Consider the following 24,822-nt stretch of genomic DNA (forward strand, 5'->3'; position numbering starts at 1 on the left):
GGGCAAGGCGCGTCATGCGCGCTCCCGGTCGGCGAGCCATTGGTCGATCTCCGCTTCGTACCAACCGACCGCGCGCACGCCCAGGCGCACCCGCTGAGGAAACTTATTGGCCTTCATCAGGCCGTAGATGTGCGCCCGTTTGATTCCGGTCCGGGCTTCGACCTGTGACCGGCGCAGGATGCGGCGGTTGGTGGGCGTGTCGGGGGATTGGTTTTGCAAAGACATGGTGGCCATTCCTGACGCTCGCTGGCGTTGTTCGGACAGGTGACCAGTGGAATCCGATTCAGTCCCTTTGGACACCGTAAATGCGGTTTTCCCGACCGCACATACGGTCTTGCGCTGGTGGTGGCTGACGTGTGTTGACCTGGCGCTTGGCGCGCGCGAATTTGCCTTGCAGCGTGCGTTCGGTCAGTCCCATCAACCCGCCGTTGTGGGCCAGCAGAGCGCTGATCACGGCCTCCTGGGTGCGGAAGTTGGAGTACGGTTTTCCCGAGGGCGATTTGCCCAGCAACAAGTCCATGAGCGCGCCAATGATGTTCAGGTAGGTCGTTTCCGCGCGATCACTGAGCGGTGACGCTGGTGACTGGGGCGCGGGGGCCGCAGCTTGCCGCGACAGTAGCGCCTCATAGCGCGCTTGCAGGGACCGGGTCTGCTGTTGGCACTGGCGCAAAAGTGCATGCGTTGCGGCCTGTTCCGCCAGCATCGCCTGGCCGGCCTCCACGGTGATGATCGGATGGGCGGCACGCTCCGCTGCGGAGAAGAGAAAGCGCGGCCGTTGGCCGGGATAGCAGCGCTGCATCCATTGGCGAAGATCAGTGTGCCGCACGGTCAGTCCTTCCGGATCGAAGTGCAAGGGCACCCCGGTTGGGGGCGTCGCTCGGCGGGCGGTCAGGCCGTTGTATCCGTACGCCAGTTCCTCGTTGAGGATACCGTCGTAGATGCGTTCGGCATTCAAACTCAGCGCGGGCCAGCGGGGGAAATCATGGAGGGTGGGAGTCTGTCGATGCCCAAGGACATCCAGGATCATGGCTTCGTGGCGGTGCAGGCCACTCCATCGGATGGCCGCTTCGATCGGGCGGTAATACACTTTGCATAATGGGCTTGATCGGGCTTCGTTTCTCGAGAGCATCTGTCGCAACTCCATTGCGAACTCCTGCTTCCCCCTGTCGCGCGTGATCTGTCCTGCAGCTTTCCATGGCTAGGTGGTCCCTGGCGGATGCGCGCTCGAGTGCTGGATCAGGACCTGTGCCCGTTCCATCCATCCGCATTGTTGGTAGGAGTCCGAACTACGGGAAAAACGCTGTATTGCAGCGTGCGTGGTACCGGGAACGCGTGTTGTTATTGCCGGCACGCGATGCCTCCCGCATCGCATGTGCTGTTTTGTTCCGCCAGATAGAATCTATGTTGGTCATCGCCGGGTAAATCCCCCCGCAGTAGGTGTCATGTAACGCGCTGTGCGGCTTCTTGATCGCCGCTATCAGCGGCGATCAAGTGGGGCCGCGCATGTGCTTACCAACGCACGCCCTCCAGGGGATTCCAGCTGGTACTGCCCTTGATCTTATGAAGGTAGTAGCCGTAGTTGGCGGTCATGCCCACCAATAGGGCATATGCAAAGCTGAAGGCACGCAGCACGTATTCCGGCAGGAAAGCGCAGATGAAGCCCACCACGAACGACACGCCGATCAGGACCAGCGCCTTGCGCCACATGCCCAGAACGAAGTAGTAGATGAATCCGAAGAAGAACGCATAGAAATTCATGTTGAGCTTGATCTTCTGGCCCAACGACAACGTGCTAGACCGCATCGCTGCTTTGAAGGTGGAGGATTTCGGCTCGCCGTAGCGGTCATAGAAATCGAATCGAAACTGCCATTTGGGGCTGTATTGCGAATAGTCCTGGGCCATATCGTTCATCGGTGCGTGTCCTGCGGATGGAATGGGTTGGGTGGTGTCGTGCAAGGCGGCGCCGGCCCGCGCGCTAGCGCATCAGCCTTGCAAGCCATCCTTTCTTGGGCTGTGCCAGTTGTTGGGCCAGCACGTAGTTCTCGCGTACATCCGGCCTGTCGTCATGGGCGAGCGATGCCTCATAGGCGCAGACTGCAGCAGGAAAGTCGCCCGCATCGAAATGGCTGTTGGCCAGCATCATGTGCAGCTGCGCCACCGACTGCGGGTCGTCGCGTGTGATCGCATCGGTGATCCGTTCCGAGGCGCGTCGGCCTGCTGCCAGCGTGGCCTGCACATCCTTCAGCACGTAGTGGCAATTGGCCTGGTAGTAGCAGGTGTAGAAGTCCAGATGGCCACTGTGCTCGATGGCGTTGTAGTCCTGCAGCGCCTGCAGCGGCTCGTTCAAGTGATACAGCAGCAGGTAGCCGCGCGCACCCAGTGCATTGCGAAACACCCGGGCATTCTGGGCCGCGGCGGCATCGTGCACCAAGCTGCGGTAGGAAGCGAGCGCCTGCGCATAGGCCTGCCTGTTCACCAGCAGGCTGCAATGTGCCAAGCGCAGTTCAAGATCCTGCGGACTGTCCTGCAATGCCTTCTCGATCAACTCCTCGTCCATCGCCGATGGGGACGTGTCGCCGAGTTGCGATGCAGCCGGTGCCCGATGCACCGACAGCTTGGCGTACATGGCCAAGCACTCTTGCTGCATGTCCTGCGGCAACGACTGGTAGGTCTCATCGGCCGCGTCGATGATCTGCAACACGTCCTCGCTCTGGCCGATGCGGTTGAGGTAGCTGCAGGCCGTCTGCGCACAATCGAAGAACAGGGCTGGTTCCAGCTCGTACTGCTGCAGCAGCGTCAGCGAACTGTCGGCCGCTTCCTTGGCCATGCCGAGGTAGCGATAGGTGTCGCGCAGGTTCTGGCGCAGATACTGAAACTCGCTGTGCTCCAGGCCCTGTTGAATCAATTTCAATGCGTCTTCGTGCCGGCCCTGGGCGTTATACAGCTGACCCAGGTTGTTGCAGCACATCGCAAACGTATGGCCGTCCGCATTGAAGGGATTGCCTTCGTGGTGGACCAGGCAGAGGGCATACAGGGCGCTGCAGCGCTCGTACAGCGCGACTTGAATGGCTGCGATGTACGCTGCATCGGCCGCGTCATCGATGTCGGCCAGCCATTTGCCCAAGGTCACGCCAGCGCGGTAGTAATTGCTCGCCTCGTCGTCGCGCAGGTCCAGTGGCAGCTCCCGAAAGCTGCGGCCGTCGGGACGCCCTGCCATCTCGAACAGGCGTACCTGCAGGTCGACCTGCGGCTGCAATGCATTCGATTGCCGATAGGTCGCAATGGCGCGCGGGTGGTCGCCCATCCAGTAGCACGCACTGCCCGCCAGGCGATGCGCCAACGCATTGCCTGGTGCGAGATCGATCGCTTTCTGTGCCCACTCGCATGTGCTGTGCAGGGCAGTTGCCCGGTTGGCGATGAACTGGTCGCTGCAATCGAGATAGATCGAGCATTGCATCAGCCAGGGCCACTCGGCGCCTTCGCCGCGCTCGGCGGCAGCGCGGCACTGCTGAAAGACCGCCGCAATCGTCTCGTCCTCCAGGTGGCTGAACACCGTGCTGCCAGACCACAGCCGGCACAGGTGCGCGTAATCGCCGCGGGCAAGCGCTTCCTGGCCAGCTTGGATCAATGCGTCCATCGGGCAAACCTCTGCTGGAAGGCCGACGGTTGGACACGTGTGAATGAGAGGGGACGGTGCTCGGCGCGAATTTCACTGTTCATGCGATGGTCTGGAGGAAGTCTTGAACGTGTTTCGTCAATCGACAGGTCCCCATGCCGTGGCATCGGCCGTGTATCCAGATCGGCATGGGGTGTGGGCAGCGGGTAGGCGCATCACATGAGGACCGGCACCCGCTGCGTGGGCGCCGGTCTCCGGTGCCTGACTCAGGCGCGGCCGAGGCTGACGGCATGGCGGCCGTTGGCGAAAAACGCGTTGGCCGCCGGGCGCAGCAGGAAGAACACCACCACCGCAAACAGGATCGCCCCGGGAATCAGCGCCAGCTTCATGGGCGATGTCGCGAATCCGATCACCAACCCGATGACGCCCCAGCCGATGTAGAGCGTTCGTCCCCAGGCCTTGCCCTTGAGAAAGGCGAGGGCGCAGACCAGCTGCACGGCCATGCCCAAATAGCCGATCGCATACTGAAGCCACAGGGGCAGAACGCCCTGGCGCATGATGTTTTCTGCTGCGGGGTTTCCGTGGGCCATCACGAAAGAGGCGACCGACAGCACGCAAGAGACGATCAACAGCCAGGCAATCACGGTGAGGGAGGTGGGACGGGGTGCTTTCATTTCCTTTCCTTGGGGTGGTGTGAACGAACGCCCATTGGGGCGGGTGGTGCGGGAGGCGTTGCATCGGGTTGCACTCGGCCGGTGCGGAGCGATCGTCCCGGGCAACGTCACTGCTCGGGTGGCGGCCTAGTAGAGCGGCGTGCCACCGAACTTCTGGGTGTACTGGAGAGTCAATCGCCGTCCGGTCGTGTCGAACCAGGACGTGTCGTAATACGGGTAGACCGTCGCGCTGCGGTCCACCGGCGGCATCGCATCGAAGAGGTTCGTCGCGGCGATCGACACTTGCGCACGCGCGTTGAAGCGGTACTGCAGCGTGCCGTTGAAGCGGTAGGTCGCAGCGATCCAGGGGCTGGCTCCGCTGCCTGCTTGGTAAATCTCCAGGGACGAGTCTTCACTGGGGAGGCGTCCCAGGCGCTGGCCCTGCAGGCTGGCGGCCCACGCATTGCGGGACCAGAGCAGGGTGGCGTTGGCTTTCGTGCGTGGTGCGTCGTAGCCACTGTTGACCGCGAATGCGTCCTCTATGGCGCCACCGCCTTGGAGCTGGATCCGGTGCTGGTGCACCCAGGTGTAGCTGCCGATGAAATCGAACGCTCCTGCAGGCGTCTGGATCCGGTAATGCAGGCTGGCATCCACGCCGCTGGTGGTTTCCCGCGCCACATTGATCGGCGCTACCGAGACCGCATAGAGGGCGCCCTCTGCAGTCCGCTCCACGCGCTCGACCGCCTGGCGGCATGCGCTGGAGGCCGGGTCCCGTTGTCCGAGCCTGCAGTCGGCCTCATCGCGCAAGACGCGGTCTACGCGAAGGTCCTGCACCTGGTCGCGCATGTCGATCGAGAAATAGTCCATCGACAGGTCCAGGCCCTGTTGAGGGGACCACACCACGCCTGCGGTCCAGGCCGTGCTCGTTTCCGCCTTGAGATCCCGGTTGCCGCGGCGGCGACGCACCAGCGACTCGTCGTTGAAGCGGCACGCGGCGGTGCTGGCCTGGGCGTCCTGGGTGGCACAGCGGTAGTAGTCCACGCTTGTGGCTTCGTCGTTGCCTTCGCCTGCATACAGGTAATGCAGGTCGGGGGCACGAAAGCCTGGTCCATAGGACCCCCGCAACAGCAGGCTGTCGCGAGGGCGCCATTCCAGTCCTGCGTTCCAGGTGAAGCGACCGGGATGCCGTCCCGTGTAGCGGTACTGGTCGTAGCGGCCGGCCAGGCTGACGTTCAAGCGCTCGGTCGCCGGCAGGCGCAACTCGCTGGCCAGCGCCCAGCGATTACGGCTTCCGCTGCCATCGGCATCGCGCCAGCTGTAGTAGTAATACTGCGTCGCCAGGGGATCGGGGTGCAGGTCGTAGGACTGCCCGCCGACTTCGGCCGTCACCGACAGTGCGGCATTTCCGCCTGGAAAGGCTCCCAGCTGGGTATTCGTCAGTGTGGCCGAGAGGGTGTCCGTGCGCGAGCGCGGCGTGTACTGCGTGCGCGCCGCAATGGTCTCGTATTCGTCGCGGCGCAACGGGGCATACAGGCGAGCGGGATCGGCATCGAACATTGCGGTAGTCGAGCCGGGATCCGTGCCGGTCGGTTGCCCGAGGAACAGCCCGTTCGCACGTGCAGCCACGATGCGTGGCCAACTGATGCGTGCCCGGTACTGCGAATGGCTCAGGGTCGTTTCGTAGGACCACGCTTGGCCAAGCTGCCCCTTGATGCCGGTGGCGATGCTCAAGGTCTTTTGCCGCGTATCGATCATGTTGCGCGCCAGCCCTCCCATTTCCTCGGGAGTGAACTGGCGGCTCCAGTACTCGACCTGGCCCGTCGCACGGTTGTAGAAGTCGCCTTGCTCGTTGCCCTCGGCGTCCATGTAGGCCCAGCTGGGCACATCGCGCAGCAGCGAGACTGCGTGCGAGCCGAACTGAAGGTCGGCGAACCAGTGCGATGACGCGTCCAGCGCGTAGCGCAGCGAGGCGTGCGCATTGAATCCCTGGCGCCGATTCAGCACGGTGCCGTAGCCGATGGATGCGGGGCTGCCGCAGTAATAGCCTGGGCCACGCTGGCCGGTCGCTGGATCGACGGCAGCTTGCCCGGGGCGCGCACTGTAGCCGGTGCTGTTGTCGTTGAGTTCCTCCAGCGGCGCGCAGACCGATTCGCCCGGATCCAGGTAGGCACCGGAGGCATCGGTGCGCAAGAAGGTGCGGCGTGGCGCAGCCGCGCGCTCGGTCGGTGCGTCGCGGGTGGAATCCTGGCGGCTGCGCTGGTAGGCCCAAAGCGGTTGTCGGGAGGTGAGCTGTAAGCCAAAAATGCCGTCGAAGGCAGCGTGCGAAAAACCACTGGAAATCCCTAGTTCCAACGACTGCGCATCGCCGCGAGCCGTGTGGCCCACGTGCGCATCTACCGTGGTGCCGTCGGCGCGCTGCTTGAGGATGAAGTTGATGACGCCGGCGATGGCATCGGAGCCGTAGACGGCCGATCCACTGCCGGTCAGGACCTCGATGCGTTCGATCAGGCCCAGCGGCAGGCCGGAGACATCGGCGAAATTGCTGCGCCCCATGAAAGGCATCGGGAAGTCGGCGATGCGTTGCCCGTTGACCAACACCAGCGTGTGGTTCGGCCCCAGGCCCCGCAGATCCACCTGCTGCGATCCCGGACTGTAGTCGGCGTTGCCGAGTGACTGCTCGCTCTGTGTCTGGCCGATGTTCTGGGTCATGGCGCGCAGCACCTGCGGCACGGTAGTGAAGCCACCGGCCTGGATCTGCTCGGCGGTGATGACCGCAAGCGGTGCCGGTCCTTCGACCTGTGAGCGGGCAATGCGCGAGCCGGTGACCTTGATCGCCTGCAGCGCGATCGGCGCCGGTGTGCGAGGGCGCGCTGCCTGCGGCCCTGGCGTCGCATCGGGTGTGCTCGCCGGTGCCGGTTGCAGCAATACCGCGCCGGAAGCATCGCGGTGCGCCATGAGGCCAGTGCCGCGGAGCAACTGTTCCAGCGCTTGGTCAGCGCCCGCTGCGCCATGGGCGCCGGGGCTGGAGACACCTTCAACCTGCTGCGGCTGGTACAGCACTTGCGTCCCGGCACGGCGCGACAGGGTGTCCAGCGCCACGCTCAGCGGGCCGGCGGGGATGTCGATCGTGGTGGGCGTGGCGATTGCCTGCAGCGCGGGCACTGCACAGCAGATCAAGCCGAGCCATTGCGGGCACGCACGAAGCGACATCCGGTCCTTCTTTCCTGTTCACGGCGCACCGTTGCGCCCGCTAATAAAGACGAACGAATGCGCTGTATCCCCACCGACAAACGCGTGGCACCACGCAGGCGGCGCTCAGCGGGCGTGAAGGATGACCTGTTCGGCGCGCGATTCGGCGCGTATCGGATAGCTGCGCTCGAGCAGCCGCGCGAACCCGTCGGTATTGCGCCAACTGAAGCGCCCGCCGATGCGCAGCTCTCCCAACTGGGGATCTGCCAGGACCAATGGACGTGTGCTGAAGCGATTGAACTCGGCCACCGCCTCGCGCAGCGGCGCATTGACGAAGCTGAGATAGCCCGATCGCCAGTCCACTTGCTGCTCTGCTTCGGCGATGGTGCTGGCGCGAACGAGCACGCCATGGGGACCGGCCATGGCGATCCCGCCTGCAGCGACGAGTACCGGCGATTGCGGTTTGCCATCCTTTGGATCGGTCTCCAGGCGTACCGTTCCCTCGGTGACGATTACCCGCAGTTCGTCACCATCGCGGCGCACGGAAAACTGGGTACCGACTGCCACGACGCGGCGTGTGCCGACCTGCACGACGAATGGGCGGCTCCTGTCCTTGGCGACCTCGAAAAACGCTTCGCCTCGCTGCAGCGCAATCTGCCGTTCACTGCCCCCGAGATCGACGCTGATCCGCGTATCGCTGCCAAGCGTGGACCGTGAGCCATCGGCCAGGGTCAACGACCGCAGTGTGCCGGCCATGCTCTGGTAGGCAAGCCCCGCTCGTGGCGGCGCAGGTGGGGCGCGGTCCAGGAACAGGGCGCCGGCAATGGCCATGCCACCGACCAGTGCGACAGCGAGCGGTGCCTTCCAGCGGCGCCTGGGCCGAGCGGGGCGGGACCATGGCTCTGTGCGCGCGAGCGTGCCATCGGCAGCCCCGGCGGCTGTATTCCCGGCAAAACGGCCGCGTGGCGGCGGGCCGCCCTTCGGGAGGCCGGCGGCGATCGCCTTCAGGCGCCCAGCTTCCCGCCAGGCTGCATCCAGGCGCAGGAACGCAACGCGATGCGCAGTGGACTGTGCCAGCCAAGCGTCGAGTTGCACCTGGTCGGTCGCATCCCACGGGCCGCTCTCGCGCCGCGCCAGCCATTGCGCGGCGACCTGTTCAATCTGCCTGCTGTCCATCGCGCGTTGACTTGAGTGCCTTGACGGGCGTCGGAAGCGGGGACGTCGTGGAGCCGTGGAAATAGTCCGCCAGCAGGCGCACGCCCTTGGCCATGTGTTTTTCGACGGTCTTCTCGCTGATACCCAACTGCACGGCGACCTCCCTTTGCGACAGTTCCTGCACACGGCGCAGCCACACCACTTCGCGGCAGCGATCTGGCAACCGGTCGAAGGCGTGGACAAGGCGTGCGAGCAACTGGCGCCCACCCATCCAGCGCTCCGGGGTGCACTCATCTACTAAGACGAGCAGGGAGTCTGGATCACCCACTGCCTCGATCGATACCACCCGGCTGCGCCTGATGCGATCGGTGACGAGGTGATTGGCGGTGCTGAAGAGAAAAGCCCGCGGGATGTCGGGAAGTTTGCGGCTCGCCGACTCGTACACGCGGGCATAGATCTCCTGGCGAAGATCGTGGACGTCATCAGGATTGGGCCAGCAACGCCTCAGATAAGCGATCAAGGCCGTTTCGTGGATGAGGATGTGCTGGACGAACCATTCGTCGACGGCGCTAGACATCCGTCCAGATTAGCCCAAATCAGTGCTGTTCGCACCAGCGCTCCCGTCTCGATCGGGAGGTAGGGAAATCTGCCTCTCGCTCGACTACGTTAAGTGAAGCGCTGCGAATTGAAGTCCGGCCCAGCGGCTCTTGGTGCAACAACCGCAGTGATGCAATCGCAGGAGCAGGCGCAAGCACGGCAGCAGCATGGCTATCGCGGTCTACGTCATTGGAAGACATACTTTGGTGCGCGAAAGCATCGAGATGGTCCTTTCCCACGAGCCCGGAATCGATGTGCGCCGTGGTGCTGGCTCGGGCAAGGAGGCACTGCAAAAGATTCGCATGACATGCCCGGACGTGGTGCTATGCGATATGACGTTACCGGACGCCCGCGCCATCGATGTCATCCCGCATCTGATTGGGGATGACGGTATGCCGCGCGTCGTCGTCCTGTCAGAGATGGATGATGGACCCTGGCCTGCGCGCGTGATGCGTGCGGGAGCATCGGGTTGCATCAGCCTGAGGAGTGAAGTGCGCGAGCTGATAAAAGCCGTGCGTAAGGCCGCTGCCGGTCACTCCTATCTCGGAAGCGCTATTGCGCAGAACCTGGCTTTCGATTCACGCCCATCCAGTGGTGATCCATTCGACATGCTATCCCCTCGTGAGCTGGCGGTGGCATCCTTGCTCATCCAGGGCCAGCGGCCAAAAGAGGTCGCCAGGCGGTTAGGCGTGAACTCCAAAACGGTGGGAACCTACAAGGCGAGATTGCAAAAGAAACTAGGGGTCTCCCACACCATCGCGCTGCTGCAGCTAGCCAAACGCTATGACCGATTGAGCTCATTCGACTTGGCTTGGCTACAACCACGATGAAAGGTGCAATCTCGAAATAGTGCTTGTTCATGCTGATCGCGCGAATGGAACGCCATGCATGCGTGCATGAATCGCCTGTCTTGAGTCCCGCCTGTCGGACCGGCATTTGAATCATTGCAGCGCGTTCAAGTCATGCAGATCGGGAACTATGGCGTTGTCGTGGGTGGCTTGAACGCCGCAATCCTCACTTGGACGCCCACGCGCCGACACTGAGAGAGCTCACGATCAACCCAGGAACGGCTCACCAGAAAGGTGCTGGTGCCGACATCCTCGTCGGTGGGAACCACATCGGTGGTGAGATCCACGGCGTCTGTGCTGGAAGCCAGTAACCGCCCCTCGGTCAACGGATCCATTGCGCTATCACGCTCGTAGCGCTCTCCCGATCTAACGAGGTTGACAAGGTAGATCGCCTTGCCTTCATGCCAGATCATGGACAACACACTCATGCCCGGATCGGCCGTCTCCGGCCGGTCCAGTCGCCGCTGTACGAAACAGAACGTGTTCGCGCGAGCGTAGCGTTTCGTTTCAGTCAAGAACGCACGCAGCGTAGCGCGGCTCGGCATGCGCTGTGCGTCGGGCCGGGAGAACGACGGGTCGGTCGCGGGATAGGGAACGGTTTGCGGGGCAGATGCTGCCTGCGCAGGAGGTAGCGCTGCGCTCGCAGGAGATGCAGCAGCCACGGCGAGTGCCAGCCCAAGGCTGGGAGAACTGAAGCCTGCAATGATGGTCATGGTCCTGCGCTTCGTTGATGGCCGCGGGATGGGGAAGGCTGACCCAAAGGTGCCAGCAGGCCGGCATTTCCGTTTGGGGATATCGAATGTCGACAGGGGCATGCTGCCTCAAAGCCTGTCAGGCTCGAATGCGTGTGCGGGCAGCCTCTGCGCGCACCACGGACAGAAATTCGCAAACGCGTAGTGCTCATTGATCAGCCAGCACGGGTCGAGACGGAACAGCTCGAACGAGAATCGAATCTCGGCCGCAGGATCTGTCACTGCCTCGAACATGTGGAGACAGCAATATCTTGCTTGCCTTTCCCGGTGTTGGATACGTTCCGGGGACTGCGCATCCAGCCAACTGCTGAGCCAACTCTGGCATGCCGGGCAGCCCTCCACATGGACTGCCGCCTCATAGGCCTGTCTGTTGGGGAAATTTTCCTCTTCCACCAAAATCGCACCTTCGAAGGTCAGTTTCAGGGCTGGATCTGTCTCGATCTGGCGGTGCATCGTCGACACGATGTGCCTGGCGGCAGTGCAGATATTGGGGTTCATTGGCCGTGTGCAGTCAGGCTCGTGGTGGAAAGGGGAAGACCTCGTGCAGCGCTGAGGTCGAGGTGCCACAGGTTTCGACGATGTAGTCGGGAGACAGCCAGTTGCCGGACCAAAAGCGCGATCACAGTCGCTCGGCATCACAAGCCTTGGTACAGCGTCGCATATGACATCGGTGGCCATATGGCGATTGCTCAATCGCGCTTTCGCGCGCGGGCTGATGGCGCGATTGTCCTACGCCGTCGCAGGCCCATGCGCAGCCCGAACACCAGCGCGGTAACGAACACCCCCGCACCCAGGTACGCCTGAAGGTAGTAGATCCAGCCTCGCTCTGCAGACAGGTAGGGGCCGATGTCGGGCGAGTGCATTTCCAACAGCAGTCCAGTCAGCCAAAACGCAGGCAGAACGGTGGCCAAGGCCCCCACCCAAGGCCGCCAGGCGATGAGCGCGCCACACACACCCGACGCGGCAAGCGCGATGATCCAGACATCCGTCGGGGAGGGCATCTTGTCGCTGACTTCGGCGACAGCCAGGGCCGGCGTCAACGAAAGAGCCAGCCCAGCCAGTCGATGAAATGAAGTCGAGTGAACAATGCGTAGCATTTGTGCAGGCCTGGCTCTCGTTTGCGCCTTTCCAGCGGACCGATCAGGATCGGGCCGCCCACGCTAGCCGCAGGAACTGGACCAGGCAAGCGGTCAGGGACGCTGGCGCACTGGCCGAAGGAGCCAGCGCTGCAAAGCGCGACACCCCGAAGCGGTTGCTTGAATCCTGCGGGTGGGGAAATCGACCTCTCGTTCGTCTTGATACAGGCAGGGCGGTTGAGTTCGTGAAGCCAGCACGTGGTGTGTGATCCAGCTGCTGAGCCTTGAGTCCTGAACCTCTCCGTACGTTCCCTGACCTATCCACCAAGGAAGATGTTGATGAAACTTCGCTACCGCCTGCGCCAGTTGACTGCCACGGCCGTGCTCTTTCCCGTCCTGTTTGCCGGTGCTGTTGCGACGGTCCATGCAGACGCGCCTCGCGCGGAAATCGCCACGCAGGTGAAGACCTATGCGTCCACCGATGGCGTCAAGGCCTGGACCTTGCGTTACGGCCCGCGCGAGAAGAACCAGGCACTGATCCAGGTCACCGATTCCGACAGCACGATCGACAAGAAGATTTTGCTCGCAACGACCAGCACCACGGCCAAGGACACGCGTTACACGGTCCAGCTCAACGGACGCCCCTACGTGCTGCTGATCCTCAATGGGAGCGCGGGCGAGCTGTATGTCCCCGGCTCGCAGAAGTCCACCTGGGTGCGCTATGACGAAGATCTGTCCGCGCAGAGCAACCCGGAGCACTACCTGACGGACTACGAGCAGCAAGGCAAGCCGTAACCGCCCGGGCTGCGTACTTGCCTTGCAAGGCGAGGTGAGAAGGATCCTGCTGCTTGCGTGCCGCAGGATTCTGCCGCAGCCAATCGGTCTTCCCACTGCCATACCGTTTTACCAAGGCAGCCAATCCGAGAGTCCGCTCGCGCATGCAGGGCGGCGCCGAAGCGCAACAGCGCGAGCCCGGCCCCTCATCGGTCGCCACCGAGGCAAAGGTCGTTCATTCTTGCCCGTCGGAGTCCGGTTCCATGCCCCATCGCGTGCCTTCCATTGTTTCAACCGGCATGGCCGCTGCCTTGCTTGTCCTTGGTGTGTCCGCTCCCGCATCGGCAACCGATGCGCGCGAGCATGAGGCGCCCATTTCCGTCTCGGTTCCCGCGCGACCGCTCGGCGAGGCGCTCAACGAGTTTTCCCGGCAAGCCGGCATGCAGTTGCTGGCGCCGCCTTCGCTGACGGCGGGCAGGCAATCGGTAGCCGTCTTCGGCCGTTTGAGCCGTCGCGAAGCCCTGCACCGGATGCTGGCTGGCACAGGGCTCGCCGCCGAGATCGACCTGCAAGAACGCCTGGTGGTGCTGAGGTCCGCGACACTACCCGCCGCCACCTCGCTTCCGACGCTCCAGGTCACGGCGGATGCACAAGTGCCCGAGCCCATCGGCTATGCGGCGCAGCGAAGCCGGACGGCCACCAAGACCGACACCGCGATGCTGGAGACACCGCAGTCGATCTCGGTGATTGGGCGCACCGAAATGGATGCGCGCGGCTCGCTGGACCTGATGGACATCGTGGCGCAGACGCCCGGTGTCTCGGTGGCCGCGTACGGACCGGACAACCGCGGCTGGGAGTACATCGCGCTGCGCGGCTTTCCGGGCAACACCAGCAGCTACAGGGACGGCTTGCCACAGACGCAGTTCGGCGTGATCTATCGCCTGACCGAGCCCTATGGGCTGGAGCGCGTGGAAGTGCTGCGCGGCCCTGCGTCGGTACTGTTCGGCCAGGGGGATGCGGGCGGTGTCGTCAACCGTGTGAGCAAGGCGCCGGGTGCGGACGCTGCGCGCGAGATCGAGGTGCAGGTCGGCAGTTTCGACCGCAGGCAAGTGGCATTCGATGTGGGCGGTGCTCTGGGCGATGGCAGCGACGTGGGCCTCCGGTTGGTGGGCGTGGGCTTGGACAGCAATGACCAGGATCGGTATCCCAATGGTGAGCGCATCAACCGCACACGCGTTCATCTCGCCCCATCGTTGCGTTGGCGGCCTACGCCCACCACCTCGCTCACACTACTGGGGGAGTTCATCAAGGATCGCTCGGGCGAAGACCCGTACTACGCCAATTTTGTCGATCCCGACGGCCGCCTGCGCCGCATCAAATACGGCGATCCGTCGTTCAGCCGCTTCCAGCAGAACCAGTACTCGCTCGGCTACCAGTTCGAGCATGCATTCCAGGGCGGCTGGACGTTGCGCCAGAACACGCGATACACCGACATCGCGCTGGAGCGCGATGCCCTGTGGGGCGATGCACTGCAGGGGGACGGACACACACTGTCCCGCAGCACGCGCTCCTGGGACGACGGACTGAAGCAAGGGTCCGTCGACACGCAGGTGCAGGGTAGTGCGCGCACCGGATCAGTCCAGCACACACTGCTGTTCGGGCTGGATTGGAACCACCTCGAAGGCAGGGCGCTGCGCTTTCGGGGCACGGGACCCAATCTGGACTTGCTCTCTCCGGTCTACGGGATGGCCGTGCCGGCACCGCGCACCCCCATGGCGGATTTCACCCAAGACATGGATCAGATCGGGCTCTACGCACAGGATCAGATCCGCGTTGGGGACCGTTGGGTCACCACGCTGGGCGGGCGCCGGGACCGCGTTACGACCACCACGGCCAACCGCCTGAACGCGCAACGCACGGGACAACGGGACGACGCCTTCAGCGGCCGCATCGGCGTGAACTACCTGCTGGGCCGCGGATGGTCGCCCTACGCCAGCTATGCCGAATCGTTCCTGCCCACCAGTGGCGTGGATGCCGACAACAAACCGTTCCAGCCCAGTCGCGGCAAGCAGGTGGAGGCCGGCATCAAGTACCAGCCCGAGGACGGCAGAAGTCTGTTCACCGCAGCGTTGTTCGATCTTAGAAAGACCAACGTGGTCACGTACGACAGCATCACTTCGGACGCACGTCAGATCGGCAAGCAGCGCTCGCGCGGCTTGGAACTGGAAGCCAAAGGCGCGTTGTCTCCGAAGCTGCAGCTCGCCGCATCCTATACCTGGCTCGATCTCGAGGTGACCGATAGCGCGGACGTCACCGAAGTCGGCAAGATCCCGCCCACGGTGCCCCAGCAGACTGCATCGCTTTGGCTGGACTACGCGCTCGCTGGAGGCTTCGGTGTGGGCGCGGGTCTCAACTACGTGGGGGAGCGCCAGAACGACGAAGCCAACACCTCGGCAGAGGGCGGATTCACCCTGCTGGCAGCCATGCTGCGCTATGACACGGGAAAGTGGCGGATGGCCTTGAACGTCACCAACCTGCTCAACCACCAATACAACACCATCTGCTACCACGGCGAGTGCTACCTGGGAAAAGAGCGCACCTGGACCGCCAGTGCCAAGTACCGGTTCTGAGCGTTGCATGGGCGCCCGATGCAGGCGCTGCAACATGGCGACTCCCTTGCTCAAAGCATGGGATTACCATGATGGAGATAAAAATGGCTTATCTAGAATATAAGAAATAACATTTGAATACACATATTCCCTCGTAGGGGAAGGGCGTATGTTATCGGTTGCACGTTAATATCCGCGCCAATTGATACAACTGCGTGTCCTTCAAGGGTACGCCCATGGAAAATGACCCGGCGCGTTACGATTCAAACTCCCGTTGGCAATCAACTGCAATTCAGACAGTTGAAGGGGGAGGAGGCCATCAGTCAACTGTTTCGGTTCGATATCGACCTGTTGAGCGACAGCAAGGGCATCGATCCCAAGGCGTTGCTGGGCAAGAACGCCACCGTCGTGGTGGAAACGCAGGGGGGTGGGGTGCGTCATCTCGATGGAATCGTCACGCGATTTGGTATGCAGGGTGAGGATCATCGGTATTACGCCTACCGGCTCGAACTGAGGCCCTGGCTTTGGCTGGCCACCCGCAAGAGCGATTTCAAGATTTTTCAGGGAAAGACTGCCCCGGAAATCATCGAGCAGGTCTTGGGGAAATATGGTTACCCCATGGAAAAACGCCTGACGCGCAGCTATCGCACCTGGGATTACTGCGTCCAGTACAACGAAACCGATTACCAATTCGTCTCGCGTCTCATGGAGCACGAGGGCATCTATTACTTCCATCAGCACAATGCGGGCCAGCACACGCTGACCCTGGCCGACGACATCGTCGCCTCGCACAGCCCATTGCCAGGGGCGGCGGTGATTCCGTTCTACCCGCCGGAGAAGGCGGCGGTCGCTGATAAGGAAAACATCCACGCCTGGCAACTGAGCCAGAGCATCCACTCCGGACGGCACTACAACGACGACTACGACTTCACCAAACCCCGGGCGGACCTCTCCAACATGCGTCAGACCCCGCCGGGCCATGCGCACGACAGCTACGAGATGTACGAATGGCCTGGGGGCTATACCGACTTTGGCGACGGTGAGGCCTATGCCCGTGTTCGTCTGCAGGAGAGCCTGACGGGTCACAGCACCGTGCGTGGGCAATCGCGCCACAGGGCCCTTGCACCTGGCTATACCTTTACGCTGGAGAACTACCCCCGCGAAGACCAGAACCAGCAGTACCTGCTCACCAGCCTCGAGTACCACTTCAAGGAAAATCCCCAGGTCAGCGCCGCGGCGCCCGGGCCGAAGGGCACGCCGCAGGAGGAGGGTTCGTTTCAGAAGTTCACCCTGCAGGCGCAGCCGACTACGTTGCCCTATACGCCGGCGCGCACCACGCCCAAACCCAAGACCACTGGCCCGCAGACTGCTGTGGTCGTCGGTCCGCCCGGCGAAGAGATCTGGCCCGACCAGTACGGGCGCGTCAAAGTGCAGTTCCACTGGGACCGCGTGGGTGCGATGGACGAGAACTCCAGTTGCTGGGTGCGCGTCTCCAGCAGTTGGGCCGGCTCCGGCTTCGGGGCCATGTTCATCCCGCGCATCGGCCACGAGGTCGTGGTGGATTTTTTGAACGGAGACCCCGATTACCCGATCATCACCGGCTGCGTCTACAACGCCAACAACATGCCCCCGTGGTCGTTGCCCGGCAACGCCACGCAATCGGGCATCAAGACCAAATCGAGCAAGGGTGGCGCATTTGGCGACGGATTGAAGAACGGAGCGGGCGATGCCAATGCCATCCGATTCGAAGACAAGGCCGGGGCCGAGCAGCTGTGGCTGCACGCGCAGAAGGACCAACTATCCGAGGTGGAAAACGACGAGGACCGCTGGATCGGCCACGATCTGCGTACCGTGGTGGACCACGATGAAACCCGCACGGTGCACCACGACCGCGTGACCACCATCGACAACGACGAAACCCAGACCGTCCACAACGACCGCAAGCGGCGCGTGGACCATAACGAAACCCTGTCCGTGGGCGACAACCGTCGGCGCGACGTGGGGATCGATGAGACGGTGAGCATCGGCAAGAACCGAACTCAGACCATTGGTCGCAACGAGAAAGACAAGATCGGCAATAACTGGTCGATCAAGGTGGGTAGTTTCAAGACCGAGACCATTGGCTTGGCTTATCTGCAGAACGTGGGCCTGGCCAAGATGATGAACATCGGAGCGGCCTACAACGTGAACGTGGGCGCGGCCATGGTGGTCAACGTGGGGCTGACGCAGAGCACCAACGTGCTGATGGGCCGCTCGGTCACCGTGGGGCAGAGCCAGACCACCAAGGTGGGGGAAAACTGGAGCCAGACGACCGGCAAGGTAATCCGCATCGAGGCAGGCGATTCCATCGAACTGGTATGCGGCGCCTCGGTGATCAAGATGGAAAAAGGCGGGCAGATCACCGTCAACGGCAAGGAAATCGATGTGGTGGGGACCAAGCACATTGGCCTGGATTCCAAGCGCATCGACCTCAATTGAATCGACGCTATGGCACTCCCATCGCACACCTTGCCCAGCCCTATCGATGCTGCGGGCGTTCCAGAAGTCATCAACCATACGCCTTGGCCGAGCCAATACTTCCAGCATGTGGATCCGCAGGGGGACATCTTCCATGTGGTGGTCACACGCATCTCGTACTCATTGCTCCAACTTCAGGAAAAGAACGGACGCATGGAGCCGGTGCTGCTGCCGCCCGAGCAGCAGCTACCGCTGTGCCAAGCGGACCAGTTCCAGGGCAAGGTCAACGAAAGTAGCCTTCTGCAAGAAAGCGACTACGCGCCATATAAGCCCAGGTGCGACGTGCTTTTGGTCAATGCAACAGCACATTCGCCGGAAGGCACGCCGCTGGCCCGTTGGCCAGTGGGATTTCGCTTCGGAAGCGCCATCGAAAAAACCTTTCATGTTACCGGTCCGCGCCGCTTTGCCCGGTCCGTCGCCGCACTGGGCATGCTCCAACTGACCGATCCCGAGCCGACTACCCGTGTGCGCCTGCGCTACGAAACTGCCTTCGGCGGCCCCAACGTCATCCGCCAGGAAAATGCCTTGCAGGCCTGTGCGGACGGCGAACTGGACGGCGGCATGCCCGACGCATCGCGGCAATTTGCACGGAAGGCGCATTCGCAACTGCCGGCGCTGTACCCCGCCAACCCTATCGGTTGCGGGCGGTTGCCCGACGCGGTGGTGCAAGCCAACGAGGCGTTGGACAGACTCCGGCGCGACGGTGCCTCGCTGGGATCCCCGCCCATCACCGATGCATCGATGTCCGACGCCGAACGGCCCGCACCGCAGATCGAGGCATTCAATCGCCCTTATACCGGGCAGGACGACTATCCCGTCGTGGGTGTCGGGCCGGTAGGCCGCTGGTGGTCCCCGCGGGTGGCGCTGGCCGGCACCCACGACGAGCGCTGGAAGCAGATCCAGTGGCCCAGGAGCCCGCTCGACCACGACTACCGCTACTGGAACTGCGCACCCGAGGACCAGCAGATCGACTATCCGCAAGGCGGTGAGGAAGTGGTGTTGGTGCATTTCACGGCGGCAGCAAGGCACAAGGGCCCCTACCGTTTCACGCTGCCCCGCCAGGACTTGCAGTTGCTGGTGCGGTTGAAGGTCGGTGTGCTGATGTTCGCGCCGATGCACATCGACACCGTGATCCTCGATCTGGAAGCGGGCACGCTCAGCATCGTGCGTCGCGCGGTCGTCAGCGCCAAGACCGATGTGCGGCAGTTGGAACTGGGCACCTGGCCTGCAGGCACTGGCATGCAACTCGATGAGGCGATGCAGCAGGCAGCCCGGCAGAACCAAGCCCGGGGAGCCAGCCATGGCCAATGAAAACATCGTCGCCAAGGACGGGCGCTTTCGCGTCGTCTCGCTCGCGCCCGACGTCTGCCTGACGCCCAGCAAGAACGGCGTGCCGGTGCCATATCCCATCACCCACCAGCTGGATCAAAGCCAACATTGCTCGCCCAACGTCTTCTTGCAGGGAAAGCCGGTGTATCTGCACAACCAGAGCTATGTGGACAACGTGATGGGTGATGAACCCGGACAGGGAAAGGGGGTGGTCAGCCAGACCAACGTCTTCATCAGTCACGACATCGACCACAGCAAATCCGTGTACGTCAACGGGCGGGCCATCGTGCGTACCGCCGACAAGATGTGGATGAACTGGAAGAAACCGTAACACCCTATGGCGTCCAAAAGATCCCGGCCGCCAGAGGCCGAAACACGCAACGCGCGCGTCAAGCCCAATGACTATCCCTCACCGGGTCCGATCGGCAACACCACGGGCATCGTGGTCCCGGACACCGTGCCTAATCCGCACGGCAACAGCGCCCCGCCTATCAAGCCCACCGAGCCCGAGAAAAGCTGGTGGAGTCGCTGGGGCAGCGACGTGGTGCATACCGGATTGGATGTCGTCGGGCTGATCCCCGGAGCCGGCGAGATCGCGGATGGCGCGAATGCGCTCATTTACCTGGCCGAAGGCGACAAGGTCAATGCGGCAATCAGTGCGACTGCCATGATTCCCGGCGCCGGCATGGTAGCCACCGGCGCAAAGTACGGCAAGAAAGCCGTGGGTGCCGCCGCCGAGGCAGTGGGCAAGAAGACCGCCCGCGAGGCGGAAGAGGCGCTGGCCAAGCGCGAGGCCAAGGAGGCGGAAGAAGCTGCCGCGAAAAAGGCCGAGGGCAACGGGGGCGGCAAGGACAAGGGCAACCCTAGGTGTGTGCTGCGCCCATATAGCCCTGATACCTGTAAAGCGGAGGGTCGAACAGGGCATCATGTCGTGCCGGATCGGGTATTCAGAACCGGCCCCAGAGGTAGCCCACACCCTTTTGGGATCACGGAAGCAGAAGGGCTCGTAATCTGTGTTGACGGGGCTAATGTTTCCCGCTCGAAGGAGCACGGGAAAATTCACGCCATCTACGACCCATTAGAGCGAGCGGCGGGCTTGGCTGGCAAGCCACCAGGCACGGCAAAACTCGGCGTACTGGAAGCAGCAGGTGCGTTTTCGGTGGGGAAAATCACAGGCTGCAACCCCATCCTGCTGGAAGCGCAGTTACGTGCGTACCATAAGCTCAAGGGGTTGGACGTTGATACGGTCGTGCGGGCAGACCCCAGCGGAAAAATACCCATCGATTTCTCAAAGATCGGTCCAGGAAAAACATCGCAAGGAGGCCCGCTGCGATAGCGGGTTAAGACAATGAACGCAGTCCCCATCACTTTCAGCCATTGCACCGCCATCGAAAGCGACTATTACATGATCGCATCGAAACCTGATGCCCTCGACACCAGCGAAGAGTTCACTCGGCTTTTCTATTTTGATGCTCAGGCCCCCAACACCTGGCGTCACACCGACATGCCGTATTTCACTGCCGTTGACATGTGCGTCGTGCACCGGGCGCTCGGCAGCCAGCGCCGCTATGCCGTGCTCTCTAGGCAGGGGCAAGTCCTCTATTACTGGCCCGGTGACCAGCTGGCCGAAAAGATAGAAGGCGCGGGATTGGCAGAGCCGGAGGGACCTGTTTACGGATACCTCAACGCGCTCAAGGAAATCGACGGTTCGTTGTATGTTTGTGGAGGTGGTGGTCAGATCTACCGGCGGAACGGCCGGGGCTGGAGTGACATGGCAGGCACATTGCGCAAGCCAGCACCGCTTTTGAAGGCAGACCTCGCGCTGAATTCCCCTATGGTGGGGGACGATCTGTCGGACATCGATGGCTACCGCGCCGACGACCTGTATGTTGCCGGCGGGCAGGGGATCTACCACTACGGCGGCCACGACTGGATAGCATGTGAAACCTCTACCGATGAAATCCTCATGGCGGTGGTGTGCATGCCGGGCGGTGTAGTGTGGGCCTGTGGATTCAACGGCGCGGTAATGCGTGGTAACGCCGCCGAAGGCTTTCGAGACGTCAGTCATTACGATGACAACATGGTCCTGACAAACATGGCCTTCTTCGGCAGACATTTGTATTTTTCATCCAACCAGGGCTTGTTCCGCTTGGATCCGCAGGCGCCGAAGAGTCGGTTGGAAAAGATCAACATGGTGCCTGAGTGCGAGGACGTGTCGGTGGTGGGCGATGTTCTGCTTTGCGTCGGTCCGAAGAGCATCCATGTCTTGCACTCGGGCGATTGGAAAGAACTGGTTCACCCGGACAATTAGCCAATCCGAGAAACAAGGGCATGATCCGCCAGATCGATGCGTTCATCATCTATACCGTCGACTACTGCAAGATGGTTTACGGCTTGTGGGTGAACACTTGCAGCATCGTGAGCAGGGCCGACAAGACGCGGATGAACTGAGAAAAGCCGTAGCCGATGGACACTAAAAGATCCCGGCCGCCGGAGGCTGCAATGCGCAACGAGCGCGTCAAGCCCAACGACTACCCGTCGGTCGGCCCTGTCCGTAACACCACTAGCCACCCAACCGAAATTGCCACCCGGAAAGTTGAAAGCAGCGCGCCGGGTTCGACCGTTGATTTCCCATTTCGGACCGACGCAAAGATCTACGGCCTTTCACCTCAGATTCGCGAGGGAGTGGTTGTAGGTTGGAACGTGAATATCCGTCGACATGATCGCTACTACCAGCGCGAGTTTTCTGGTGTGAGACATGGCGGAGTTGATGGTGCGAAAGCTGCAGCCAAGGAATACCGCGACCAGGTGTTGCAGAACGCTCCTCCCATGAGCATGCGGGAATTCGCGTCGATCGTTAGAACTAACAACACTTCAGGCGTTCCCGGTGTATTTCGACGCACAGAAGGGCAGTACATCTACTGGGCTGCGATCGTGCATCTGCCAACAGGAAAAACGCGCAGGCGCTCGTTCTCCATAAAAAAAATACGGCGAAGAGAACGCGCGCGCCAAAGCGATGAGCGCGAGGCAGGAGTTGCTGGAAGGCTTGCATGGCTGGTTGACGCCATATCCCGAGGTGGTGTCAGAGTTTCATGCATCGCCTAACACTCATGAGGACGGGCCGAAGCCACTAAACAAGAAGGCTTGAGCACGTGGTTGGCCCGTTGCCTGAGAAAAAGGCAACTACTGGCGATGCACGTCGATTTGGTGGCGGAGATGGTCGTGGTTCGGGGGCTTGCCCAAGCGTGAGAAGAAGTCATCCAAAAACTCGGTAGCGGAGTTGATGGCCCAGGCCGCACAATCAGGCGAAAGAAAGCGTGGAATGTAGGGCGTGGAAGCGGGTAAAAACACGAACGAAGCCTCCATGCGTGGTCGAAGCGCGCTGTCATACAGGTTGTTTTGACCCACCATGTTCTCTGTACCGGAATCCAGCCAGTCGTGTCTGTAGTGGATTAGCCGGTTCCTCAGATCGATTAGCGTGTGTGCTGCCTTCCACCTTTCGTTGTCCTGTTCAATCGTGGCCACGCCAGCGTCGTGCAAAACTTCGTTGAGCCGGAGTAACGATGCAGGCACTCCACGGATGTCCTTGCGTGGTCGGCCGTCGTTTTCGGAAAGCTCGTTGGCGGTAGCGTCGATGAAGGCGCCTGCGCAAATCACGGCGCCGGAGACGTGAGCGCTCATTGCAATTGCGTTTTCTTCAGAGCCATCGAGCTCAAGCGTCGCGGCTGTTCTGGCATGGTATGCCGCCATCTGTGCATGGTGCAGGGAGAAGTAGGTCCGCAGAAGCATGCCGGTCAACATGTATCAAGTCCGTTTCATTGAGAAGGTGTTGCGTTGGAGCGGATGCAGGCGGAACATCATGGCGTAAGCCAGGACGATCTGGCAGCGAACATGGCTGCAGGGTTCCTATTTGGGTAGAAGAAGTCTTGCGCCGAAGAAGATCAGTAGCCCGCCGGTCAACCGGTCGATGATCGGTTTGGTGATGGCGTAGCGCGTGCGCGCCGCGTCGGCGGAAAACGCATTGGCGATCACGGTGTTCAAGGTGAGCGAGATCGCCGCGACCACCAGTACCGCGGCTGCCTTGGCCCAGAAGGCCAGGTCCGGGGTGAAGAGTGTCGCGAAGGCACTGCTGAAAAACACCAGTGTCTTGGGGTTCGTCAGATTGGTTGCCAGTCCGTAGCGATATGCCTGCCATGGACCTCGCCTTGCGGGAGCCTGCACGTGCTGCGTGATCGGTCGATCCGCTCTGTGGAACATCCTGGTGCCGATGTAGACGAGATAGACCCCACCGATCGCGCGCAGGAGTTGTTGGGCCCAGTGGTACTGCCCAATCACCACGCCCAGGCCCACCGCAGCGAGACTGGCCCACACCACACTGGCCGTGGAAACACCCAGCCCCACACACAATGCCTGGCGCCGGGACTGGCTAATGGCCGTTGCCGTGATCACCAGGAAATTGGGGCCTGGACTGATTGCCAGCATCAAGTAAAGGCTGGCGATGCTGCTCAGAAAGAGCATTTCATTGGTTGCCATCGAAGATCCATTTTCTCGAAGCAAGTGAAAGATTGCATAAAAGTGGGTCACAACGTTGGCATCGATGCCAACGTCGATGCCACCGCGCACGCGGCGTCACCTTGTCGAACTCAGCGCAACAAGCACCATCCCAACAATGATCAAGCTGGCAGAAAATGTCCGTTCCAACGGCGAGTGGGTTCTAACGCCAAGGACTGCCTGCATCAATGCCACGAGCGCGAACACCACTCCGGCTACGACGACGTGGTTGCCGGAGCCATGCTCGATGGCATGCGGGGGGATGGACGGGTCCATCTCATAGATCAGGTCATCTTTCCGCCCGGTGAGTGCGATGACCATCAGGCCGAGAAGGGACGCAGCATGGAGAACGATGCGAATCAGCTTTTTCATGGCGAACAGGTTGCGTTGGATCAGGGGCGGATCGAAGATCATGGAGATGCCAAGAAGTCGAGTCCTGTCAGATCGTCGTTGATCTGAGCCACGGCCTGTCCGCGGCCCGGATAAGCGCTGAACGCAATGGTCAACTTCCCATCCCTGACCGTGTAGGGGCTCAGGTCGCTGCCGCTACTGGCTGCCAGTTCAATGTTGTCCAGGCAGCTGGACACCGGCACATGTTCTTCGACCTTCGGCACGGGGCGCAGGTTCACTACGGTCACGCTGATCTCGGCACCCGCGCCACAGTAGCCATGCCCATCGCCTGGTGATGAACGGCGTGCGGAGAAATAGAGCAGCTTGCCGTGTGCGAGATAAGGCTGCAGCTTCATTGGTAGCCAGCGGATGAGGTTCTCCGCGCCAACCCGTGCGGGGTCGTAAGGATGGGGGATGGTCTCCAGCACGGTCTTTCGTGCAGTGGGCGCCTGCAGCACGATGCGGCCAGACGCGCGCTCATACGTGAGCTTCAGCAAGCCATGCTGCGCAGTGCACAACGCCGTGTCCCCTGTGAGGGCCGGAGCCTTGACGCACTCCGGTGACCGGTCATGGGTGACGGCGTATGCGGCGCCTACGCTGCACATCGCGGCACCGGCCAGCACGGTAAGCAGCACTTTCAGGGCGGGCAGCATGGGGCAGTCTGCATCGATTCGAAGGCGCCAGTGTGCCAGCGGCACGAGCGATGGTCGAATATGCGGCACGTCAGAAGGCGGGGTAGGGTACGGTCCTTCTCGCTCGTCTCCTT

24 protein-coding genes are annotated in these 24,822 nt (G+C 62.0%); 9 read left to right on the forward strand and 15 right to left on the reverse strand.

The window, feature by feature from the left end; all coding sequences use genetic code 11:
- Nucleotides 1-12: 12 nt before the first annotated feature.
- The 8 genes from AC27IQ_RS00230 to AC27IQ_RS00265 form a co-directional block, all read right to left on the reverse strand.
- Nucleotides 13-225, reverse strand: a complete 213-nt coding sequence (locus AC27IQ_RS00230) for an AlpA family transcriptional regulator (protein WP_487087307.1) — start codon at nucleotides 223-225, stop codon at nucleotides 13-15.
- Nucleotides 226-283: 58 nt separating this feature from the next.
- Nucleotides 284-1,027: a hypothetical protein gene (locus AC27IQ_RS00235; protein WP_487087309.1), complete on the reverse strand. Its 744-nt coding sequence runs from the start codon at nucleotides 1,025-1,027 to the stop codon at nucleotides 284-286.
- A gap of 482 nt (nucleotides 1,028-1,509) precedes the next feature.
- On the reverse strand, nucleotides 1,510-1,911 hold the full coding sequence (locus AC27IQ_RS00240) for a DUF2628 domain-containing protein (protein ID WP_228316145.1): 402 nt from the start codon (nucleotides 1,909-1,911) through the stop codon (nucleotides 1,510-1,512).
- A 64-nt stretch (nucleotides 1,912-1,975) separates the two neighbouring features.
- Nucleotides 1,976-3,637 carry a tetratricopeptide repeat protein gene (locus AC27IQ_RS00245; RefSeq protein ID WP_487087311.1) on the reverse strand — a complete coding sequence of 554 codons (1,662 nt, stop codon included), beginning with the start codon at nucleotides 3,635-3,637 and terminating at the stop codon, nucleotides 1,976-1,978.
- Between the two features lie 245 nt (nucleotides 3,638-3,882).
- Complete coding sequence (locus AC27IQ_RS00250; RefSeq protein ID WP_487087313.1) at nucleotides 3,883-4,260, reverse strand: hypothetical protein; 378 nt, start codon at nucleotides 4,258-4,260, stop codon at nucleotides 3,883-3,885.
- Nucleotides 4,261-4,416: 156 nt separating this feature from the next.
- On the reverse strand, nucleotides 4,417-7,479 hold the full coding sequence (locus AC27IQ_RS00255) for a TonB-dependent receptor domain-containing protein (protein WP_487087315.1): 3,063 nt from the start codon (nucleotides 7,477-7,479) through the stop codon (nucleotides 4,417-4,419).
- Between the two features lie 105 nt (nucleotides 7,480-7,584).
- Nucleotides 7,585-8,634: a FecR family protein gene (locus tag AC27IQ_RS00260; protein ID WP_487087317.1), complete on the reverse strand. Its 1,050-nt coding sequence runs from the start codon at nucleotides 8,632-8,634 to the stop codon at nucleotides 7,585-7,587.
- Nucleotides 8,615-9,190, reverse strand: a complete 576-nt coding sequence (locus AC27IQ_RS00265) for an RNA polymerase sigma factor (protein ID WP_284408676.1) — start codon at nucleotides 9,188-9,190, stop codon at nucleotides 8,615-8,617. The genes AC27IQ_RS00260 and AC27IQ_RS00265 overlap by 20 nt, the downstream gene beginning before the upstream one ends.
- 187 nt (nucleotides 9,191-9,377) lie before the next feature.
- On the opposite strand from AC27IQ_RS00265, the gene AC27IQ_RS00270 reads away from it, so the two are divergent.
- Nucleotides 9,378-10,040, forward strand: a complete 663-nt coding sequence (locus tag AC27IQ_RS00270) for a LuxR C-terminal-related transcriptional regulator (RefSeq protein ID WP_284408678.1) — start codon at nucleotides 9,378-9,380, stop codon at nucleotides 10,038-10,040.
- Between the two features lie 146 nt (nucleotides 10,041-10,186).
- Here AC27IQ_RS00270 and AC27IQ_RS00275 read toward each other — a convergent pair whose 3' ends face one another.
- The 3 genes from AC27IQ_RS00275 to AC27IQ_RS00285 form a co-directional block, all read right to left on the reverse strand.
- On the reverse strand, nucleotides 10,187-10,771 hold the full coding sequence (locus tag AC27IQ_RS00275) for a hypothetical protein (protein WP_487087319.1): 585 nt from the start codon (nucleotides 10,769-10,771) through the stop codon (nucleotides 10,187-10,189).
- Between the two features lie 108 nt (nucleotides 10,772-10,879).
- Nucleotides 10,880-11,308 carry a hypothetical protein gene (locus AC27IQ_RS00280; protein WP_487087321.1) on the reverse strand — a complete coding sequence of 143 codons (429 nt, stop codon included), beginning with the start codon at nucleotides 11,306-11,308 and terminating at the stop codon, nucleotides 10,880-10,882.
- A gap of 191 nt (nucleotides 11,309-11,499) precedes the next feature.
- Nucleotides 11,500-11,850 (reverse strand): hypothetical protein, encoded by a 351-nt coding sequence (locus AC27IQ_RS00285; protein ID WP_228316154.1) that lies wholly within the window; start codon nucleotides 11,848-11,850, stop codon nucleotides 11,500-11,502.
- A 375-nt stretch (nucleotides 11,851-12,225) separates the two neighbouring features.
- Between AC27IQ_RS00285 and AC27IQ_RS00290 the strand changes: the two genes are divergently transcribed.
- From AC27IQ_RS00290 to AC27IQ_RS00325, 8 genes are all read left to right on the forward strand, one after another.
- Nucleotides 12,226-12,681, forward strand: coding sequence for a hypothetical protein (locus tag AC27IQ_RS00290; protein WP_228316155.1), 456 nt, complete (start codon nucleotides 12,226-12,228; stop codon nucleotides 12,679-12,681).
- Between the two features lie 242 nt (nucleotides 12,682-12,923).
- Nucleotides 12,924-15,290, forward strand: a complete 2,367-nt coding sequence (locus AC27IQ_RS00295) for a TonB-dependent siderophore receptor (protein WP_487087324.1) — start codon at nucleotides 12,924-12,926, stop codon at nucleotides 15,288-15,290.
- A 222-nt stretch (nucleotides 15,291-15,512) separates the two neighbouring features.
- Nucleotides 15,513-17,747, forward strand: coding sequence for a type VI secretion system Vgr family protein (locus AC27IQ_RS00300; RefSeq protein WP_487087326.1), 2,235 nt, complete (start codon nucleotides 15,513-15,515; stop codon nucleotides 17,745-17,747).
- A gap of 30 nt (nucleotides 17,748-17,777) precedes the next feature.
- Nucleotides 17,778-19,097 carry a DUF2169 family type VI secretion system accessory protein gene (locus tag AC27IQ_RS00305; protein ID WP_487087328.1) on the forward strand — a complete coding sequence of 440 codons (1,320 nt, stop codon included), beginning with the start codon at nucleotides 17,778-17,780 and terminating at the stop codon, nucleotides 19,095-19,097.
- Nucleotides 19,087-19,446 (forward strand): DUF4150 domain-containing protein, encoded by a 360-nt coding sequence (locus AC27IQ_RS00310; protein WP_228316159.1) that lies wholly within the window; start codon nucleotides 19,087-19,089, stop codon nucleotides 19,444-19,446. The genes AC27IQ_RS00305 and AC27IQ_RS00310 overlap by 11 nt, the downstream gene beginning before the upstream one ends.
- A gap of 6 nt (nucleotides 19,447-19,452) precedes the next feature.
- Nucleotides 19,453-20,451, forward strand: coding sequence for a hypothetical protein (locus AC27IQ_RS00315; protein ID WP_487087330.1), 999 nt, complete (start codon nucleotides 19,453-19,455; stop codon nucleotides 20,449-20,451).
- Between the two features lie 12 nt (nucleotides 20,452-20,463).
- Nucleotides 20,464-21,426, forward strand: coding sequence for a beta propeller repeat protein (locus AC27IQ_RS00320; protein ID WP_487087332.1), 963 nt, complete (start codon nucleotides 20,464-20,466; stop codon nucleotides 21,424-21,426).
- A 191-nt stretch (nucleotides 21,427-21,617) separates the two neighbouring features.
- A complete protein-coding gene (locus tag AC27IQ_RS00325; protein WP_487087334.1) occupies nucleotides 21,618-22,220 on the forward strand; it encodes a hypothetical protein in 603 nt (200 codons plus the stop codon).
- 78 nt (nucleotides 22,221-22,298) lie between these two features.
- Here AC27IQ_RS00325 and AC27IQ_RS00330 read toward each other — a convergent pair whose 3' ends face one another.
- The 4 genes from AC27IQ_RS00330 to AC27IQ_RS00345 form a co-directional block, all read right to left on the reverse strand.
- Nucleotides 22,299-22,916 carry a hypothetical protein gene (locus AC27IQ_RS00330; RefSeq protein ID WP_487087336.1) on the reverse strand — a complete coding sequence of 206 codons (618 nt, stop codon included), beginning with the start codon at nucleotides 22,914-22,916 and terminating at the stop codon, nucleotides 22,299-22,301.
- Nucleotides 22,917-23,021: 105 nt separating this feature from the next.
- The gene (locus AC27IQ_RS00335; RefSeq protein WP_487087338.1) at nucleotides 23,022-23,738 is read right to left on the reverse strand and encodes a LysE family translocator; all 717 of its coding nucleotides are present in this window, start codon (nucleotides 23,736-23,738) and stop codon (nucleotides 23,022-23,024) included.
- Between the two features lie 6 nt (nucleotides 23,739-23,744).
- Nucleotides 23,745-24,080, reverse strand: a complete 336-nt coding sequence (locus AC27IQ_RS00340) for a hypothetical protein (RefSeq protein WP_487087340.1) — start codon at nucleotides 24,078-24,080, stop codon at nucleotides 23,745-23,747.
- The gene (locus AC27IQ_RS00345) at nucleotides 24,077-24,709 is read right to left on the reverse strand and encodes a hypothetical protein (RefSeq protein ID WP_487087342.1); all 633 of its coding nucleotides are present in this window, start codon (nucleotides 24,707-24,709) and stop codon (nucleotides 24,077-24,079) included. Before AC27IQ_RS00345 ends, AC27IQ_RS00340 begins: the two co-directional genes overlap by 4 nt.
- Between the last annotated feature and the right edge of the window lie 113 nt (nucleotides 24,710-24,822).

Source organism: Acidovorax sp. KPB24-07 (assembly GCF_057543315.1).

What these genes read in the sequence shown, in the direction of transcription:
- AC27IQ_RS00295 (WP_487087324.1), top strand. Translation starts at nt 12,924, where the DNA reads ATGCCCCATCGCGTGCCTTCCATTGTTTCAACCGGCATGGCCGCTGCC.
- AC27IQ_RS00230 (WP_487087307.1), bottom strand. Translation starts at nt 225, where the DNA reads ATGTCTTTGCAAAACCAATCCCCCGACACGCCCACCAACCGCCGCATC.
- AC27IQ_RS00275 (WP_487087319.1), bottom strand. Translation starts at nt 10,771, where the DNA reads ATGACCATCATTGCAGGCTTCAGTTCTCCCAGCCTTGGGCTGGCACTC.
- AC27IQ_RS00290 (WP_228316155.1), top strand. Translation starts at nt 12,226, where the DNA reads ATGAAACTTCGCTACCGCCTGCGCCAGTTGACTGCCACGGCCGTGCTC.
- AC27IQ_RS00270 (WP_284408678.1), top strand. Translation starts at nt 9,378, where the DNA reads ATGGCTATCGCGGTCTACGTCATTGGAAGACATACTTTGGTGCGCGAA.
- AC27IQ_RS00320 (WP_487087332.1), top strand. Translation starts at nt 20,464, where the DNA reads ATGAACGCAGTCCCCATCACTTTCAGCCATTGCACCGCCATCGAAAGC.
- AC27IQ_RS00260 (WP_487087317.1), bottom strand. Translation starts at nt 8,634, where the DNA reads ATGGACAGCAGGCAGATTGAACAGGTCGCCGCGCAATGGCTGGCGCGG.
- AC27IQ_RS00340 (WP_487087340.1), bottom strand. Translation starts at nt 24,080, where the DNA reads ATGATCTTCGATCCGCCCCTGATCCAACGCAACCTGTTCGCCATGAAA.
- AC27IQ_RS00300 (WP_487087326.1), top strand. Translation starts at nt 15,513, where the DNA reads ATGACCCGGCGCGTTACGATTCAAACTCCCGTTGGCAATCAACTGCAA.
- AC27IQ_RS00330 (WP_487087336.1), bottom strand. Translation starts at nt 22,916, where the DNA reads ATGTTGACCGGCATGCTTCTGCGGACCTACTTCTCCCTGCACCATGCA.
- AC27IQ_RS00280 (WP_487087321.1), bottom strand. Translation starts at nt 11,308, where the DNA reads ATGAACCCCAATATCTGCACTGCCGCCAGGCACATCGTGTCGACGATG.
- AC27IQ_RS00325 (WP_487087334.1), top strand. Translation starts at nt 21,618, where the DNA reads ATGCGCAACGAGCGCGTCAAGCCCAACGACTACCCGTCGGTCGGCCCT.
- AC27IQ_RS00315 (WP_487087330.1), top strand. Translation starts at nt 19,453, where the DNA reads ATGGCGTCCAAAAGATCCCGGCCGCCAGAGGCCGAAACACGCAACGCG.
- AC27IQ_RS00310 (WP_228316159.1), top strand. Translation starts at nt 19,087, where the DNA reads ATGGCCAATGAAAACATCGTCGCCAAGGACGGGCGCTTTCGCGTCGTC.
- AC27IQ_RS00245 (WP_487087311.1), bottom strand. Translation starts at nt 3,637, where the DNA reads ATGGACGCATTGATCCAAGCTGGCCAGGAAGCGCTTGCCCGCGGCGAT.
- AC27IQ_RS00255 (WP_487087315.1), bottom strand. Translation starts at nt 7,479, where the DNA reads ATGTCGCTTCGTGCGTGCCCGCAATGGCTCGGCTTGATCTGCTGTGCA.
- AC27IQ_RS00265 (WP_284408676.1), bottom strand. Translation starts at nt 9,190, where the DNA reads ATGTCTAGCGCCGTCGACGAATGGTTCGTCCAGCACATCCTCATCCAC.
- AC27IQ_RS00240 (WP_228316145.1), bottom strand. Translation starts at nt 1,911, where the DNA reads ATGAACGATATGGCCCAGGACTATTCGCAATACAGCCCCAAATGGCAG.
- AC27IQ_RS00345 (WP_487087342.1), bottom strand. Translation starts at nt 24,709, where the DNA reads ATGCTGCCCGCCCTGAAAGTGCTGCTTACCGTGCTGGCCGGTGCCGCG.
- AC27IQ_RS00235 (WP_487087309.1), bottom strand. Translation starts at nt 1,027, where the DNA reads ATGATCCTGGATGTCCTTGGGCATCGACAGACTCCCACCCTCCATGAT.